We start from the raw sequence: 16,279 nt of genomic DNA, 5'->3' as shown, positions 1-16,279 counted from the left end.
TTGGTAGTCGCCACAACCGCGAACCAGGCGACGGCTGTGCGATGTCATGACCGTTGTGCGAGGTGGGGACAACCACCAGCGGTGGTGGCCGATTCCCGCTAGCACGGGTCCGCCGCAGCTGCCATTGTGGTGGGCGTGACGATCACGGCATTGGATTTCGAACGTTGCTACCGGGCGGTGTCGACCCGGGACTCTCGATTCGACGGGCAATTCTTCACCGCGGTACGCACCACCGGAATCTATTGCCGCCCTTCGTGTCCGGCGATCACGCCGAAGCGGGCCAACGTGTCGTTCCTGCCGACCGCCGCAGCGGCGCAGCAGGCGGGCTACCGCGCCTGCCGTCGCTGCCTGCCGGACGCGGCGCCCGGATCGCCGCTGTGGAACACGCGGGCGGATCTGGCCGCCCGGGCGATGCGACTGATCGGTGACGGCGTGGTCGAGCGCGCCGGAGTGCCCGGGCTGGCCGCCACCCTCGGCTACTCCCAGCGGCAGCTCACCCGGGTGCTGACCACGGAACTGGGCGCGGGGCCGCTGGCACTGGCCCGGGCGCACCGGGCACACACCGCGCGGCTGCTGATCCAGACCACCGCCATGCCCATGTCCGACATCGCGTTCGCGGCGGGCTTCGCCTCCATCCGCCAGTTCAACGACACGGTGCGCGAGGTGTTCGCGGTGAGCCCCACCACCATGCGGCTCGAGGCGCAGCGCGCGAAGACCAGCGCCCCCGCGCGCCCGGCACAGCCCGGCAGCGGATCGCTCACCCTACGGCTGCCCTACCGGGAACCGCTCGACCGGGCCTGGCTGGAATGGTTCCTGTCCGCCCATGTCGTACCGGGCATGGAATTGTGGGAGAACCGCGCCTACACCAGGAACCTACGCACGCCACACGGGCACGCCACCGCGCGGCTGAGCTTCCAGCGCGACCACGTGCGAGCGGAATTGTCCCTGCACGACATGCGCGATCTCGCGCCGACGGTGGCCAGGCTCCGGCACCTGCTGGATCTGGACGCCGACCCGATCGGCATCGATGACGCGCTCGGTGCCGGTCCCGCGGCGCGCATGCCCTCCTCGGGACAACTGCCCGAGCAGGCCGCCGAGTACCTGCCGGACGCGGGGTCGGGGGCGCCGCCGGAAACCGAGGCGCTGACCGAGGCGGAGCCGCTCGACGCGGCGCGCCCGTCGTTCACGCCGGGTATTCGTGTGCCCGGGTGCGTGGACGGTGCCGAACTCTTGCTGCGCACCATGATCGGGCAGCAGATCTCGGTGTCGGCCGCCGCCACGCACACCGCGCGGCTGGTCGAAGCGCTCGGCGAACGGGTGGACGGGCCGATTCCGCTGCTGTTCCCGGCACCCGAAGTCATCGCCGAACGTGGCGCCGAGGTCTTGACCGGACCGGCGCGGCGCATCCGTTCCATCATCGCGGCCGCCGAGGCACTCGCTTCCGGCGAGCTGCCGCTGCACCAGGGACGTACCGCGGCCGACCTGCGCCGTGACCTGCTCGCGCTGGACGGCGTCGGACCGTGGACGGCCGACTACGTGATCATGCGCTTGCTCGCCGATCCGGACGTCCTGCTCGGGACCGACCTGGTAGTCCGCCGCGGCGCGACCCTGCTCGGCGTCGACCTGACGGACACCGCGCGCTGGGCGCCGTGGCGGTCGTATTTGTCCATGCACCTGTGGAAAGCGGCACTGACCAGCCGTGCCACACCTTCCGATGTCCCCGCGCTCGCCACCACGAAAGGCAGTGTCGAATCATGACCACCAGCATCACCGTCCGCGCCGAGGTCGGCGGCGCCACCACCGCGACAGCGGATTTCGCCGTCACGCAGACCCCGCTCGGCCCGTTCACCACGCTCGTCGACTCCGAGGGCGCCGTCCTGGCCTCCGGCTGGACATCCGACGCGGAGAACCTGCGCGGCCTGATCCACCCCAGCCTGCGCCCCGGCCTATTGCGGCAGCGGGATTCGCTGGGCGAGGTGACCGGAGCCGTCACCGCCTACCACGAGGGTGATGTCACCGCGATCGATCGGATTCCAGTGCGTCAGCAGTCCGGGGAGTTCCTCGTTCACGCTTGGGAGATACTCCGCGCCGTCCCGGCGGGCAGTCCACTGACCTACACCGAATTCGCCGCCCGCGCCGGCCGCCCCGACGCCACGCGCGCCGCGGCCAACGCGTGCGCCCGCAACGCCGCGGCCCTCTTCGTGCCCTGCCACCGCATCCTGCGCATCGGCGGCGCACTCGGCGGCTTCCGTTGGGGATTACCGGTGAAACGGTGGCTGCTCGACCACGAGGGGTGAGCGTGCGGTCACCGGATCGGCGACTGTCGCAAGGGCAGACCGTCGCTCGCAGGCGCCACCGCGTCACCGGCGCACGGTTCACCCAGCGCCGCACGTTCGTCGCCGGGCTGCGCTGTTCACCCTCACCACCGCGCCGACACAGTAGACGACCAGCCCGGCCGCCGCGGACTCCAGCGGCGTCGCCGCCGATCGATTACCCCGCCGTGCTCATGCCGTCTCCGCGTCCATCGCCCGCAGCACTCGCGCGCGCGGACCGATGGATCGCCGGTTGGCCGCGTGGGACCAGTGGCAGATTATCGGGGCCGGAAACCGGCTCTAGGCGATCATCCATCCCTCGCGCTGGGGAGGCCCACGCTCAGGCGATGGTCGCTCGCAGGTGGGAGCCCGCGCGGCCGCGCAGGACGTGCAGGCGGCTGGGGATGCGTTGACGCATCTCGTCCACGTGGCTGACCACGCCGACCACGCGGCCGCCCGCGCGCAGTTCGTCCAGCACGCCCATCACGGCGTCCAGGGTGTCGGCGTCCAGGCCGCCGAAACCCTCGTCGATGAACAGGGTGTCCAGCACGAGGCCACCGGATTCGGCGGCGACGGTGTCGGCCAGGCCGAGCGCCAGCGACAGCGAGGCCATGAAGGTTTCGCCACCGGAGAGCGTCTTGGCCGGGCGGATGGCGCCGGTGTAATCGTCACGGATGTCCAGCCCGAGGCCGCCGCGGCGACCGCGCGGACCGGCCTTGTCCGAGTGGACGAATTCGTAGCGGCCGCCGGACATCCTGCGTAACCGTAGCGATCCCGCTTGGGCGACTTCTTCCAGACGGGCGGCGAGGACGTAGGAGTGCAGGGACATGCGGCGGTTGTTCGCACCGCGCCCGGCGACCACGTCGGCGAGACCGTCCAGTTCATCGAACGCGCGCTGGGCCGGCGCGATCCGGTCCACGGCGGCCCAGAGCTGGCCGCCGAGGTCTTCGAGCTGGCCGGCCCGCCTACTCGCTTCGGCATGGGTGGCTACCGCCGCGTTGAGCGCGGTCTGCGCGTCCGCCACGAGAGCGTCGAGCTCGGCCGGATCGCCGGGCTCCTGCTCCGCTGCCGCCCGGATCTCCGGTTCCTCGAGCACCGCTTCGGCCGCGGCTCGGGCACGGTCGGCGGCCACGAGTTCCGCGTCGATCTCGGCCTGCTGCCGCGGGCTGCGGGACGCGGCGGCGACGACCTTCGCGTAGGCGGTCAAGAGCGCGACATCGTCGCGAGCGGTGACGGCAGCGGCGGCGAGGCGCAACGGGTCATCCGGACCAGCGGAGCCGGGGGTGACCGTCTCGCCGGATTCGGTGAGGTGAGCCGAATTCGCGCCAGGCGAACCCGTCCGGTCGGTCGCGGCCGAACCAGCGGAGCCGGAAACACCCGTCTCGCCGGAGTCCAGCGACAGAGCCGAACCCGCGCCGGGCGATCCCGCCTCATCGGTGGCGGCCGATGCGCCGGGAACAAGCAGCGGACCGCCGAACTCGCCCTCCGGCACGAACCCCGCGGCGCGCGCGAGGTTGCGGACCCGATCGGCGATGACCGACACCTGTTCTCGCGCCGCCACAGCTTCGGCGCGGGCGTCGCGCAGGGCGGTGGCCTCGCCGACGAGGGCGGCGAGCCGTGCACGGCGGCGGTCGATGGTCTGGTCGGCGCCCGCCGCGGTACGCAGCCGTTCGGTGAGTTCGACCAAGCGCTCCTCGGCGGAGACGATGGTGGCGGCGACCGCGCTGCGGCGCGCCTCGGATGCGCGCAACTCCTCGTGCAGGCGGGCCTCGCCGTCGCGCAAACGGGTGAGTTCGGCTTCCAGCCCATCGGCGTTCGCGGCCAGTTCCGAAGTGTCCTCGTAGCGGTCGGTCGCGGCGCGCAGCGCGGCGGCGAGTTCGACACGGTCGGTATCGCCGCCGCGAGCGATGAGCGCTTCGATCTCGCGCTCGAGCCCGGTGATGCGGGCCAGCGCGCGGTCGCGGGTGCCCTCCGCCGCGCGCTCGGCCGACACGGCGGCCTCCTCCTCGTCCTTGGACACCGCGGCGTCGGTGGGCCGGGCGGGTGCGGGATGCTCCGCCGAACCGCAGACCGCGCACGGACTCCCGTCCACCAATTCGCCGGCCAGTTCGGCGGCCATCCCGCTGAGCCTGCGCTCGCGCAGATCCAGTACGCGTTCCTTTGCGTCGAGATGCGCGGTGCGGGCGGCGTCGAACTCGATCCGGGCGTGATCGAGCGCGGTGCGGCGGGCCGCCAGATCGACCGCGGCCGTCGCGGCGGTCTGTAGCCGCTCGGTCTCCGCGGTGATGCCGGGCAGGGCCGCGGCCGCTTCGGCGGCCTCACGCAGCCGGGCCTCGGCCGCGGTGAGCGCGGCGGGCAATTCGTCACGCCGCGTGGCGAGTTCGGTGACGCGCCGGGCCAGCGTCGCGTCCTCGGTGCGCAGTGTGGCGAGTTCACCATCGAGCCTGGTCGCGGTGGCGGCATCGGTCCGCACCTCGTCCAGCGCGCCGATCTGCGCGCTCCAGCGCTGGATCGCCGCGTCGATGTCGGCATCGTCCCGGACCTGCTCGCCGTCGGGATCGACCAGTTCGGCGCCACCGAGTTCGGCGCTCTCCGGTTCCCGCAGCCTGGCGGCGAGTCGCTGGGCCGCGGCCTGCTTTTCGCCGTCGCGCCTGCGCTGGGTTTGCACCGCCGAACGCGCTTCGTCGATAGCGGCCGCGACCGGTTCGGCCCGGCGAGCGAGGTCGAGTTCGGCTTGCAGCTCGGCCCGCCTGCCGGTGCCCGCGGCATAGTCGTCCAGCTGGGCGCGCGCCACGCTCAGGCGGCGGCGCAGCTCGCGCAGCCGACGCGCCTGTTCGGCCTGCTCGCGGACGCGCGCCGAATCTTGTTGGCAGCGTTGTACTTCCGCGACGGCGGCGGCGAGATCGGCGCGTGCCGTGGCCAGCAGGTCCTGCGACCATCCGACGCACTCGGTGGGACCGACCGAATCCGCCACTCCGGCCGCCATACCCACTTGCGTGATCAGCCGCTTCACGCCGTCCGCGCGAGCGTCCAGGTCCGCTTCGGCGGCGCGGCGCTTGTCGGCGAGCCACTGCTCTGCGGTGCCGAAACGTCTGGTATCGAAGAGCTTTTCGAGCAGTTTCTCGCGATCTTCGTTGTCCGCGCGCAGGAAGCGGGCGAAATCGCCCTGCGGCAACAGCACCACCTGGAAGAACTGGTCGGCGCTCATGCCGAGCAGGCGCAGCACCTCCTCGCCGATATCCGGTATCCGGGACAGGTTCTCCCCGCGGCCGTCCAGCCAGCTCAGCGTCGCCTTCGGGTTGATGGTGCGTGTGCCGGTACCGTCGCGCTTCGCGCGCTGGAATTCGGGGCTGCGGGTCAGGCGAACGCGCCGCCCACCCAAGGTCGCCTCCAAGACCACTTGCGGTGGTGTCTGCTCCGGGGCGTGATCGGAGTGCAGTCGCTTGCTCTCCCCGCGCGCGCCGGGGACCCTGCCGTAGAGCGCGAACGCGATGGCGTCCAGCACCGTGGTCTTGCCCGCGCCGGTCTGACCGTGCAGCAGGAACAGCCCGTCGGCGCCGAGCGCGTCGAAGTCGACGACCGTGGTGCCGGCGAACGGACCGAACGCGGTCATCTCGAGCTTGTGCAGCCTCATCCCGCCGCGCCTACGCCCGGCTCCGGCAGGACGCTCATGCGGTCAGTTCCTCGGCGGCGGCCACCGCGGCCACCTGCTCCGGCTCCGCGACGGCAGCGGACAGCGCCCGCTCCAGCCAGCTCATCTCGCTCGAGCTGGGTACACCGCGGACGTCGGTGAGGAAGCTGCGGGCTACTTCGATGTCGCGGCGGCCGTGCACTCGCTCACGGTAGCGCAGCTCGGGGCTCCCCTCGGGCCGCGCCCATTCGACGTGGACGGCGTAGGGGAACCGTTCGCGCAGTTTGCGCATGGCGTCGACCGGGCGGGCGACGTCGGTGAGCACGGCGGATACGTAGTGCTGTTCGGCCACGCTGTGCTGCGCGCCGCTCAGCAGCTCGTCCAGGGTGCCGGTCAGTTTGCTCAGGCCACGTACCGTCGGCAGGTCCCGGCGGCGCACCGCGCGCAGACCGGACGCGTCCAGGTCGACGATCCAGACGGCTTTGCGATGCGCGTTCTCACCGAACGAATACGGCAGCGGCGAGCCGGAGTAGCGGACCTGCTCGGCGAGCGTCTGCGGCGAATGCAGGTGGCCGAGCGCCACGTAGTCGATGCCGTCGAAGGCGGCCAGCGGGACCGTCTCCACCCCGCCGACCGAGATCGAGCGCTCCGACCCCGTGGATTCCCCGCCGACCACGAAGGCGTGCGCCAGCACGACCGTCCGCGCCCCCTGTCGTCGCGCGATGTCGGCTCGCACCCGGGCCATGGCCGCGTCGAGGATCTCGGCATGCGAACGCGCTTGCGGCACTTCTAGTTCGGCGCGGGTGATCTCCGGCTCCAGGTACGGGATGCCGTAGAACGCCACCGTTCCGTGCGCGTCCTCGAGCAGAACGGGGTGATCGGCGTCGGCCACGGTGGTACGCAGATGCAGCCCGCCCGCCGCGGCGAAACTCGCGCCGGCGCCCAGCCGGGCGGGCGAATCGTGATTCCCCGAGGTGGCGACGATCTGGGCCCCCGCCGCCCGGATCGCCTCGAATCCACGGTTGCACACCGCGATCGCGTCGGCGCTCGGAATCGACCGGTCGTACACGTCACCCGGTAGCACCACCACGTCGACCGACTCCTCGGCCACCAGCTCCGCGATGGCGGCCAGTGAACGCGCCTGATCGGCAAGCAGATCGACCCCATGGAACGTGCGCCCGATGTGCCAGTCCGAGGTGTGCAGCATCCGCATGCCGCGAAACCGTAGGGCAACCCACCGACAGACTTCAATCGCACCGCCCGCTGCGCCGGGTTCGCCCAGCAAGGGCCCGGCGTGTCCGGCGGAGGGGACGGACGTGTTCGAGCCGGTCGGCCCGCCGAGTCGAATCATCACATCTCGCATGGGCTCCCGAACCCGACTCCGGATGCCGGATTCCGGATGGTCCGCGGAACGCGCACGGAACACGCTGGCAGAACCGGGTGCCGACTCGATGCCGAACAGTTGCCGGGTGCGCGATCTTGTCGGTGACCTACGGCACTATCTGCGCTATGACCGCACCGATGCTCGTCGCACTGACGCTGGTGTTCGCCGCCGGTTTCGGCCTGGGCTGGCTGAGCCACGCCGCACGGGCCGGACAGCGCGCCACGGCGGCGGAAGCGCGGCTCGCGGTCGCCGCCGACAACGAACGGCTGCTACGGCAGTCGCTCACCGCGGCCAACGAGGATGCCGCGCGGAGGCATTCGCACGCCGTCGGCGCGATGGTGGAACCGCTGCGCGCGGCGGTGGGGGCGTTGAACGAGCACATCCAGCAGGTGGAGCGGCAGCGGCTCACCGCGTATTCCGGCCTGCGCGAACAGGTCGCGAACATGCAGCGCACCTCGCACCAGCTCACCGGGCAGACGGGGCAGCTGGTCGCGGCGCTGCGCGCGCCCCAGGTCCGGGGCCGATGGGGCGAGATCCAGCTGGAGCGGGTGGTAGAGCTGGCCGGGATGACCAGGCACTGCGACTTCGGCACCCAGGTGACCCGCACCGGTCGCGACGAGGGCGACCGCACGGTGCGACCGGACCTGGTGGTGCGCCTGTCCGGCGGCAGGCACATCGTGGTGGACGCCAAGGTGCCGTTCGCCGCCTACCTGGACGCCTGCGGCACCGACGACCCCGACGTGCGCGCCGAGCTGCTCACCCGGCACGCCAAGCATCTGCGCGCGCATGTCGATCAGCTGTCGGACAAGGCGTACTGGGCCGCTTTCGATCCTGCGCCGGAATTCGTGGTCTTGTTCGTGCCGGGCGACCCGTTCCTGGACGCGGCCCTGACCACCGACTCTGAGCTGCTGGAGTACGCGTTCGGTCGCAACGTGATCCTCGCTACCCCGACCACCCTGATCGCGTTGCTGCGCACCATCGCCTTCGGCTGGCGGCAGGAGGCGCTGTCCAGGGACATGGCCACCGTGCAGCGGCTGGGCCGTGAGCTGTATCACCGGCTGGGCATGACGGGCAAGCACCTGGACCGGCTGGGTACGCAACTCGGCAGGGCGGTGGAGGCTTTCAACTACACCGTGGCCTCGGTGGAGTCGCGGGTGATGGTCACCGCGCGCAAACTGCACGACCTGGAGATGGCAGAGCAGGAAGTGCCCGCCATCGGGCGCGTGGATTCCCGGCCCCGCGCGGTGGGCTTCGCCGACGCGGGCGAGTAACCAGGAGTATGGCCGTGCCGCCACGCCGCCACGAGCGGCGGCAACTAGTGTGCATGTCGTGGCTGCTTCCGAACGTGTGCGATCCCGGGTGCCCGCGCCGCAACGCTCGATCCTGCCGTCGGTGCCGGGGATCCCGGTCGGCGCGGCGATCCTGATCGCGGTTGCCTGCACGTTTCTGGGGTTCCTGATCGATGCCGGCGGCGGCAATAACGAGCTGACCGGCACGTTCGCCGCGCTGTACATCCTCGGGTGTGTGGCGGCGGTCGCCGCCGTCCGCTATCGAGGCTTGTTCAGCACGATGGTGCTGCCGCCGCTGCTGCTGTTCGTCGCCGTGCCGCTGGCCTATCAGCAGCTCACCGGCCGTGGCTCGACCTCGCTGAAGGACATCCTGCTGAACCTGGCGATCCCGCTGGTGAACCGGTTCCCGACCATGATGCTCGCCACGGTGGTCGTCCTGCTGATCGGTGGCGCGCGGATCTATCTGCACCGCCGCGAAGAGGAGTCCACTCGTCCGCCGTCGACCCGCCGCGGCGCGGGCTGGGGCAAGGCGCCTGCGAAGAAGACCAAGCCCGGCCGTCCGTCCCGCGGTCTCGCGGACTCGTCACGCCGCAAAACCCGCCGTCCGAAGGCGGAGCCCGCCGAACCCGAGGCGGACGGCTCGGACGAGTCCACCCCACGGCCGGCCCGCCGACCAGCGGCGCAGGTCGCCGATACCCCGCCGCGCGTCGCACCCGCTCGCCCGCGGGAAGGACGGGCGCCCGCCAGGGGCGCTACCCGCCCGGCCGGGGCTGTGCCGCGGCCCGAAGGAGAACCACCGCGCGGCGCGGGCCGTCGCCGCGATATGCCCCCGCATCCCCAGCCCAATGTGCGTTACCGCGAACGTGATTCGGGCCGCCCGGAACGGCGCAGGCCGGAGAACCTGTAGCCGGTTCGCTCGGGTGCGAGGGCGCGGCTACCGCGCCTGCCGACCTCACCACGACGCGACGCGGTATCGGAGGTGTTGCTCGGCCCGCATGCACGCGAGAACCGAGGCGCGCGGACCGGAGCCGGCCCCGTCGGGCGGGGCCCGGCGTCAGCGACGGGCGTCGCGCAGTTCTCGGGGAAGGGCGAAGACGAGGGTCTCGTTGGCCGTGGTGACCGGCTGGACCTCGCCGTAGCCGTGCTCGGCCAGCATGTCCAGCACGCCGCGGACCAGGATCTCGGGCACCGAGGCGCCCGAGGTGATGCCGATCGTGCGAACGCCGTCGAGCCAGGCCGGGTCGACCTCGCGAGCGAAGTCCACCAGGTACGCGGCCTTGGCGCCCGCACCGAGCGCCACCTCCACCAGGCGCACCGAGTTCGACGAATTACGCGAGCCGACCACGATCACCAGGTCGCATTCCGGCGCCATCGCCTTCACCGCGACCTGGCGGTTCTGCGTGGCGTAGCAGATGTCGTCGCTCGGCGGGTCCTGCAGCGCGGGGAAGCGCTCCCGCAGCCGCTGCACCGTCTCCATCGTCTCGTCCACGCTCAACGTGGTCTGCGAGAGCCAGATCACCTTCGACTCGTCGCGCACGTTGACGTTGTCCACCGCGCCGGGCCCGTCGACCAATTGGACGTGCTCGGGCGCCTCACCCGCGGTGCCCTCGACCTCCTCGTGACCCTCGTGACCGATCAGCAGGATGTCGTAGTCGTCGCGAGCGAAGCGCTTCGCCTCCTGGTGCACCTTGGTGACCAGCGGACAGGTGGCGTCGATGGTGTGCAGACTGCGCGCGGCGGCCGAAGCGTGCACCGCGGGCGACACGCCGTGCGCGGAGAACACCACGACCGCGCCCTCGGGGACCTCGTCGGTCTCGTCCACGAAGATCACGCCGCGGTCGCGCAGCGTCTCCACCACGTGGCGGTTGTGCACGATCTCCTTGCGTACGTAGATCGGCGCGCCGTGCTTGTCCAGCGCCTTCTCGACGGTTTCGACCGCGCGGTCCACGCCGGCGCAGTACCCGCGTGGTTCCGCGAGCAGCACGCGTTTTCCGCCCTCGGCAAGGGCGTTTCCGACGCCTGCCGAGCGCGCGATTCCGACGTTCAAGGGAATGGCCGAAGACATGCCCACAGGATACGTGCGGACCGCGACCACGCCACGTCCGGGAGTTGCCCGTCACATCCGCGCCGGAGCCGGTGCGTACGGGCCGCGAACTGGGCCGGAGAGCCCGCCGTGGCCGAGTTGCCGACCCGCCGCGGCGAATGTCTCGGACACTCCCGCCGGGACCTGCGTTTATTCTCCGCATTATGAGCACAGCGCCGCGTAATTCCCGCCGATCGGCCGCACGCCGTAAGCGGCGAATATCGGAACCGGGCGCGCCCCTCCTTTGCATAACACACCATTTCGGGCAGGCTAGGACCATGTTTCGACCACCCTTTCTGGCCCGCGTCGCCGCCGGCGCCGCCGTATACGCCCTCGAGGAATCCCGCCGGCTACCCACGGCGGCAATGAATTTCCCGATCACGGCCATCAGTCAGGTACTGCAGACGACGATGCACGTCCAGCAGTTCGTCACCAGCCTGGCCCTGAAGGGCGACGCGGTATTCGACCGGCTGTCCAACCACCCGGTCGAGCAGCCGGAGTGGGCCACTTTCGACGAGGACCTCACCGACGACCCGAGCCCCACCGCTCATCGCGGCAGTCGATTCGATCTCTTCACCGCCGACGATCCCGAACCGTTCCGCGCGAACGAGTCCTTCGCCGCGGACGACACCCGCGCCGAGGCGACCAACGGCCATGTCGCCTCGGTGACGAGGATCGCCGAGGAGCCGGCCGGAGAACCGGAGCCGGGCGACTCGGAAACCGGTCCCGAGCCTGCCGCGCAAGCGCCCGAGATCGCCGAACCGGAAGTCGCCGTCCGCTACGACTACGCCAACATGACCCTGGCCCAGCTGCGCGCCCGGCTGCGCCTGCTGACGATCGAAGACCTCACCGCGCTGCTGGAGTACGAGCAGCGCACCCGCGCCAGGGCGCCGTTCGTGACCATGCTCACGAACCGGATCGCCACTGTGCAGGCCCAGTGACCGAACCCCGGACTCCTTCGTCGCCGACGGCAAGCCGGGGGACCTCCGGCGGGCCCGCCGCCGCACCGGCCAACTCCGCCGAGCACCCCTGGCCGGTGCGTTCGGTGTCCATGAAGGTCGCCCAGTGGATCGACCGGCTCGGCAGCGTCTGGGTGGAGGGCCAGATCACCCAGATCAACCTCCGTCCGGGCACCCGCACCGCGTTCTTGGTGCTGCGGGACCCGTCGGCCGACATGTCGCTGTCGGTGACCTGCGATCCGGACCTCATTCGCAATTCCCCCGTCCCCCTGCAAGAGGGCAGCCGGGTGGTCGTCTACGGCAAGCTCTCGTTCTTCACCGGGCGCGGCACGATCTCGTTGCGCGTCTTGGAGATTCGGCCGGTGGGCATCGGCGAGCTGCTGGCCCGCATCGAACGGCTGAAGGCGCTGCTGGCCGCCGAGGGCATGTTCGATCCCCGGCTCAAGCGCCCGATCCCGTTCCTGCCAGGGACGATCGGCCTCATCACCGGCCGCGCGAGCGCCGCGGAGCGCGACGTGCTGAGCGTCGCCCGCAACCGTTGGCCCGCGGTACGTTTCGAAATCCGCAACACAGCCGTACAAGGACCCACCGCGGTCGCGCAGATGCTCACGGCGCTGGCCGAACTCGATCGGCATCCCGCCGTCGAGGTGATCGTGCTGGCGCGCGGCGGCGGCAGCGTGGAAGACCTGCTCCCGTTCTCCGACGAGGCGCTGTGCCGCGCCATCGTGGCCGCCACCACGCCGATCGTGAGCGCGATCGGCCACGAACCGGACAACCCGCTCAGCGACCTGGTCGCCGATCTGCGCGCGGCCACCCCGACCGATGCCGCCAAGCGGATCGTCCCCGACGCCGCCGCCGAACTGGCCTGCATCCGCGAGCTGCGCGAACGCACCGCCGCCGCGCTGCGCGGCTGGGTGGACCGGGAGACCAGGGCGCTCGCCCAACTGCGGTCGCGGCCCGTGCTGGCCGACCCGCTGCGCGAGATCGATCGCCGCCGGGAAGAGGTCGAACGCCTGCGCACGGCCGCGCACCGCTCGGCCGAACAGCTGATCCGCACCGAATCCACGGCCACCCGGCACCTGCGCGAGAAACTCACCGCCGTCGGCCCCGCCGCGACGCTGGCCCGTGGCTACGCTGTCGTACAACGCGTCACCGGCCCGGAACGGGAGGTGGTGCGCTCGATCGACGACGCGCCCGCGGGCAGTCAGTTGCGCATCCGGGTGGCCGACGGGGCCGTCACGGCCGCCGCGCTCGGCGCCCAGGCGCTCGGCGCGAAGCACACCGACACAGGGAGGAACTGACCTTGGCCGAGTCCGGCAAGTCCACGGGCAAGAACGGGACGGGAGCCGATCCGGCCGACGACGCGGCCGAGATCGCCGGTTTCGGTTACGAACGCGCCAGGGACGAACTCGTCAACGTCGTGAAGATCCTCGAACAGGGCGGCCTCGACCTGGACGAATCCCTGGCCCTGTGGGAACGCGGCGAGGCGCTGGCCACCCGCTGCGAAGAGCACCTGGCGGGCGCGCGCAAGCGCGTCGAGGACGCGCTGCACCGCACCGACCTGGAGCAGGAATGACCATCCGCCGGGCCACACCCGACATCCGCACCACCGACCTGGCCGCCAGCCGGGATTTCTACCGGCTGCTCGGCTTCCAGGAGGCGATGGACCTGGGCTGGGTGGTGACCATGGCCTCACCGTCCAACCCGACCGCCCAGGTCCTGCTCGTAGGTCCCGACGCCGAGCGGCTCCAGCCCGACATGAGCGTGGAGGTCGACGACGTCGACGCCGTACACGCCGAGGTGCTCGCCGCGGGCGCCGACATCGTCTACCCCCTGCGCGACGAGCCGTGGGGCGTGCGCCGCTTCTTCGTCCGCGACCCGAGCGGGACCATCGTCAACGTGGTGAGCCACCGCTGACGACGGTCCCGCGCGCGCTTACCGCGGTGCGGCCGCTACCCGGTACCGCGCGACGCCGTCCGCGCTGCTCACCTGCTCGAACCCGGCTTTCTCCAGCACACGCACCGACGGCGGATTGGACAACTCCACGTCGGCGCGCACCACACGGACGCCCGGCGCGGTGAACGCGTGCGCCGTCAGCGCGGCGGTGGCCTCGGTCGCGTAACCACGACCGCGCCGCGAGGCGACGATGCCGTACCCGATCTCCAGCTCACCGTCGGCGGGCGGCCAGAACAGCCCGATCGATCCGACGACGAGCCCACTCGATCGTTCGACGATCAGCCGGTGCCCGAAGGATCCGAGCCAGTCCGAATGCTCGGCGAGCAAGCCTGCGATGACGCGATCACCCTCGGCCGGGAAATCCGCCGCCCACGCGGCCCGACGCTGGTCGTCGAGCACGGCGGCCGCCGCATCGGCGGTCCACAACCGCAGGATCAGGCGTTCGGTGAGCAGATCGGAGGAAAGGAAAACAGACACGTGACACTCCTGGTCATCGAGAAGAGACCGGTTCGCGTCGGCGCGTCTGCGAAAGAATCAGGGGCGCGCGAACCGGCGAAGGGCATGCGGAATACAGCTGGCGACAGCCATATTCATCGACCTCCGAGATCCGGTTCGGCACGTGTCTCGTACCGCGGCAAACTTAACGGTCGCGCGCGGCCGAAGGCAAGCGTGTTCAGGGCTTCAGTGGTTGCGCCGCGGCGATCGCCTGGGCGAGCGTGGTGAACGCCGCCTGATTGCCCGCGCCGGTGATCAGCACGCGGGACTGGCCGAGGTCGGTGATCCACGCGGTCTCCGACCCCTGCTCGGCGTAGACGATCCACTTCTGCGCGCCGACCTGCTCGGTACCGCTGGCGTACCGGGACCCGAGCACGAACCGGGCCAGCGCCTCCTCGGTCGCGTTGCTCTGGCTGAAACGCATGTAGGTGCCCTGCGGCGTGATGTAGCCGACCGTGCTGACCGGTCCGCCGCCATTGCCGCCGATGGACTCGCGGCTGCCGGAATTCGGCGTCCATTCCGCGGGCAGGTCCGGGTTGCGGATCGGGAACGGCAGGGATCGAGCGTCGGCGGTGAGCGCCGCCCGCGCGTCGAAGTGCGGGATCTGCCCCTGTGTCGGACCGTTCGCCGCGAAACTGCACTGGCTGGCCAGGCCCGCGAAAACCAGCGCGATCAACACCAACGGGATCAGCGACCAGAACAGATCCCGGTAGTCGTTCAGGATGCGTGGCTTTTGGTACGACACGCTCCCAGTATCCACTCGGACGGCGACGCCGCCCCGCGCACCCCGACGCCGCCGAGCAGGGGTGTACGCCCGTGCCACATCGAATGAGACAATTGACCGGTACGTACCGACGCACAGGAGGCACCCCGCAATGACGGCAACTTCTCCCACACCTAGCCGCCGCGAGGCGCCCGACCGCAACCTCGCACTCGAGCTGGTCCGCGTGACCGAGGCCGGGGCGATGGCCGCGGGCCGGTGGGTCGGACGCGGCGACAAGGAGGGGGGCGACGGCGCCGCCGTCGACGCCATGCGGCAGCTGGTCAGCTCGGTGTCCATGCGCGGCATCGTCGTCATCGGCGAGGGCGAGAAGGACGAGGCGCCCATGCTGTACAACGGCGAGGCCGTCGGCGACGGCACCGGCCCCGAAGTGGACTTCGCGGTGGATCCCATCGACGGCACCACGCTGATGTCCAAGGGCGTCCCCGGCGCGATCTCGGTGCTCGCGGTCGCCGAACGCGGCGCCATGTTCGATCCGTCCGCGGTGTTCTACATGCACAAGATCGCCGTCGGCCCGGATGCCGCCGATGTGATCGATATCTCGGCCCCGATCGGCGAGAACATCAGCCGGGTCGCCAAGGCCAAGAACTCCTCGAAGTCCGACCTGACCGTCTGCATCCTGGACCGCCCCCGGCACGCCGAGCTGATCCAGCAGGTGCGCGACGCGGGCGCCCGCATCCGCCTGATCTCCGACGGTGACGTCGCGGGGGCCATCGCCGCGGCCCGCCCGGAATCCGGCACCGACATCCTGGTCGGCATCGGCGGCACGCCCGAGGGCATCATCGCCGCCGCCGCGATCCGCTGTATGGGCGGTGAGTTGCAGGGCATGCTCGCGCCGAAGGACGACGAGGAGCGGCAGAAGGCCATCGACGCGGGCCACGACCTCGACCGCGTGCTGACCACCGAGGACCTCGTCTCCGGTGAGAACGTCTTCTTCTGCGCCACCGGCGTCACCGACGGCGACCTGCTGCGCGGCGTGCGCTACTACGGCGGCGGCGCCTCCACCCAGTCGATCGTCATGCGCTCGAAGTCCGGCACGGTCCGCATGATCGACGCCTACCACCGCCTGACCAAGCTGCGCGAATACTCCTCGGTCGATTTCATCGGCGACGAACACGCGGTCCCGCCGCTGCCGTAATTTTTGGCAGCGCCTGCGGCGCTGCGTGTTCGCGGCCCCTTTGTGGCTCCCGTTCGCGCGACCACCGCTGGCGACTTCGTCGCGGACGCGGTGGCCGCGCGAACGGGAGCCGGGCCGCGAACGGCGCATGCTCGGTCTCGCTTCGCTCGAAACCGGGAGCTGGGGTCAGTGGTTCCGCAATGTGGGGGACCGCGCGCCGTTCATGGTGCCTTGGTCGCTTTCCACCGTGGCGCCCGGTGGCCGGATGGTGC

General features: G+C 71.0%; 14 protein-coding genes. 9 read left to right on the top strand and 5 right to left on the bottom strand.

The genetic code is table 11. The features are described from left to right. Positions 1 to 135 precede the first annotated feature (135 nt). Together ACZ6DL_RS29705 and ACZ6DL_RS29700 are read left to right on the top strand one after the other, a co-directional pair. Positions 136 to 1,758, top strand: coding sequence for a DNA-3-methyladenine glycosylase 2 family protein (locus tag ACZ6DL_RS29705; protein WP_466056028.1), 1,623 nt, complete (start codon positions 136 to 138; stop codon positions 1,756 to 1,758). Beyond that, entirely contained in the window at positions 1,755 to 2,297 is a 543-nt protein-coding gene (locus ACZ6DL_RS29700; protein WP_466056026.1) for a methylated-DNA--[protein]-cysteine S-methyltransferase, read from the top strand. Before ACZ6DL_RS29705 ends, ACZ6DL_RS29700 begins: the two co-directional genes overlap by 4 nt. A 355-nt stretch (positions 2,298 to 2,652) precedes the next feature. Here ACZ6DL_RS29700 and ACZ6DL_RS29695 read toward each other — a convergent pair whose 3' ends face one another. Next, positions 2,653 to 5,946, bottom strand: a complete 3,294-nt coding sequence (locus ACZ6DL_RS29695) for an AAA family ATPase (RefSeq protein WP_466056024.1) — start codon at positions 5,944 to 5,946, stop codon at positions 2,653 to 2,655. Positions 5,947 to 5,980: 34 nt separating this feature from the next. After that, positions 5,981 to 7,156, bottom strand: a complete 1,176-nt coding sequence (locus ACZ6DL_RS29690; RefSeq protein ID WP_466056022.1) for an exonuclease SbcCD subunit D — start codon at positions 7,154 to 7,156, stop codon at positions 5,981 to 5,983. Positions 7,157 to 7,452: 296 nt separating this feature from the next. Between ACZ6DL_RS29690 and ACZ6DL_RS29685 the strand changes: the two genes are divergently transcribed. Together ACZ6DL_RS29685 and ACZ6DL_RS29680 are read left to right on the top strand one after the other, a co-directional pair. Continuing rightward, positions 7,453 to 8,598, top strand: a complete 1,146-nt coding sequence (locus tag ACZ6DL_RS29685) for a DNA recombination protein RmuC (RefSeq protein ID WP_466056020.1) — start codon at positions 7,453 to 7,455, stop codon at positions 8,596 to 8,598. Positions 8,599 to 8,656: 58 nt separating this feature from the next. Beyond that, positions 8,657 to 9,523, top strand: coding sequence for a DUF6542 domain-containing protein (locus tag ACZ6DL_RS29680; protein WP_393233904.1), 867 nt, complete (start codon positions 8,657 to 8,659; stop codon positions 9,521 to 9,523). 147 nt (positions 9,524 to 9,670) lie between these two features. Here the strand turns inward: ACZ6DL_RS29680 and ACZ6DL_RS29675 are convergent, their stop codons facing one another. Beyond that, on the bottom strand, positions 9,671 to 10,681 hold the full coding sequence (locus ACZ6DL_RS29675; protein ID WP_357036068.1) for a 4-hydroxy-3-methylbut-2-enyl diphosphate reductase: 1,011 nt from the start codon (positions 10,679 to 10,681) through the stop codon (positions 9,671 to 9,673). Positions 10,682 to 10,977: 296 nt separating this feature from the next. Between ACZ6DL_RS29675 and ACZ6DL_RS29670 the strand changes: the two genes are divergently transcribed. Genes ACZ6DL_RS29670 through ACZ6DL_RS29655 form a run of 4 tightly spaced genes read left to right on the top strand, consistent with a single transcriptional unit; the run spans position 10,978 to position 13,575 of the window. Beyond that, entirely contained in the window at positions 10,978 to 11,640 is a 663-nt protein-coding gene (locus ACZ6DL_RS29670) for a lipid droplet-associated protein (protein ID WP_466056017.1), read from the top strand. Next, positions 11,637 to 12,959, top strand: a complete 1,323-nt coding sequence (gene xseA / locus ACZ6DL_RS29665; RefSeq protein ID WP_466056015.1) for an exodeoxyribonuclease VII large subunit — start codon at positions 11,637 to 11,639, stop codon at positions 12,957 to 12,959. Before ACZ6DL_RS29670 ends, xseA begins: the two co-directional genes overlap by 4 nt. 2 nt (positions 12,960 to 12,961) lie before the next feature. Further along, positions 12,962 to 13,234, top strand: coding sequence for an exodeoxyribonuclease VII small subunit (locus ACZ6DL_RS29660; RefSeq protein ID WP_466056013.1), 273 nt, complete (start codon positions 12,962 to 12,964; stop codon positions 13,232 to 13,234). Beyond that, positions 13,231 to 13,575 carry a VOC family protein gene (locus ACZ6DL_RS29655; protein ID WP_040869583.1) on the top strand — a complete coding sequence of 115 codons (345 nt, stop codon included), beginning with the start codon at positions 13,231 to 13,233 and terminating at the stop codon, positions 13,573 to 13,575. The genes ACZ6DL_RS29660 and ACZ6DL_RS29655 overlap by 4 nt, the downstream gene beginning before the upstream one ends. Before the next feature lie 18 nt (positions 13,576 to 13,593). Here the strand turns inward: ACZ6DL_RS29655 and ACZ6DL_RS29650 are convergent, their stop codons facing one another. Both ACZ6DL_RS29650 and ACZ6DL_RS29645 read right to left on the bottom strand, forming a co-directional pair. Then, on the bottom strand, positions 13,594 to 14,091 hold the full coding sequence (locus ACZ6DL_RS29650) for a GNAT family N-acetyltransferase (RefSeq protein WP_466056011.1): 498 nt from the start codon (positions 14,089 to 14,091) through the stop codon (positions 13,594 to 13,596). Between the two features lie 196 nt (positions 14,092 to 14,287). Beyond that, complete coding sequence (locus tag ACZ6DL_RS29645) at positions 14,288 to 14,854, bottom strand: DUF4245 domain-containing protein (protein WP_040869587.1); 567 nt, start codon at positions 14,852 to 14,854, stop codon at positions 14,288 to 14,290. Positions 14,855 to 14,984: 130 nt separating this feature from the next. Between ACZ6DL_RS29645 and glpX the strand changes: the two genes are divergently transcribed. Further along, positions 14,985 to 16,028: a class II fructose-bisphosphatase gene (gene glpX / locus ACZ6DL_RS29640; protein ID WP_062972466.1), complete on the top strand. Its 1,044-nt coding sequence runs from the start codon at positions 14,985 to 14,987 to the stop codon at positions 16,026 to 16,028. Positions 16,029 to 16,279 lie beyond the last annotated feature (251 nt).

Source organism: Nocardia sp. NPDC041819, from assembly GCF_055590505.1.
This window is presented reverse-complemented; position numbering and strand designations above follow the sequence as displayed.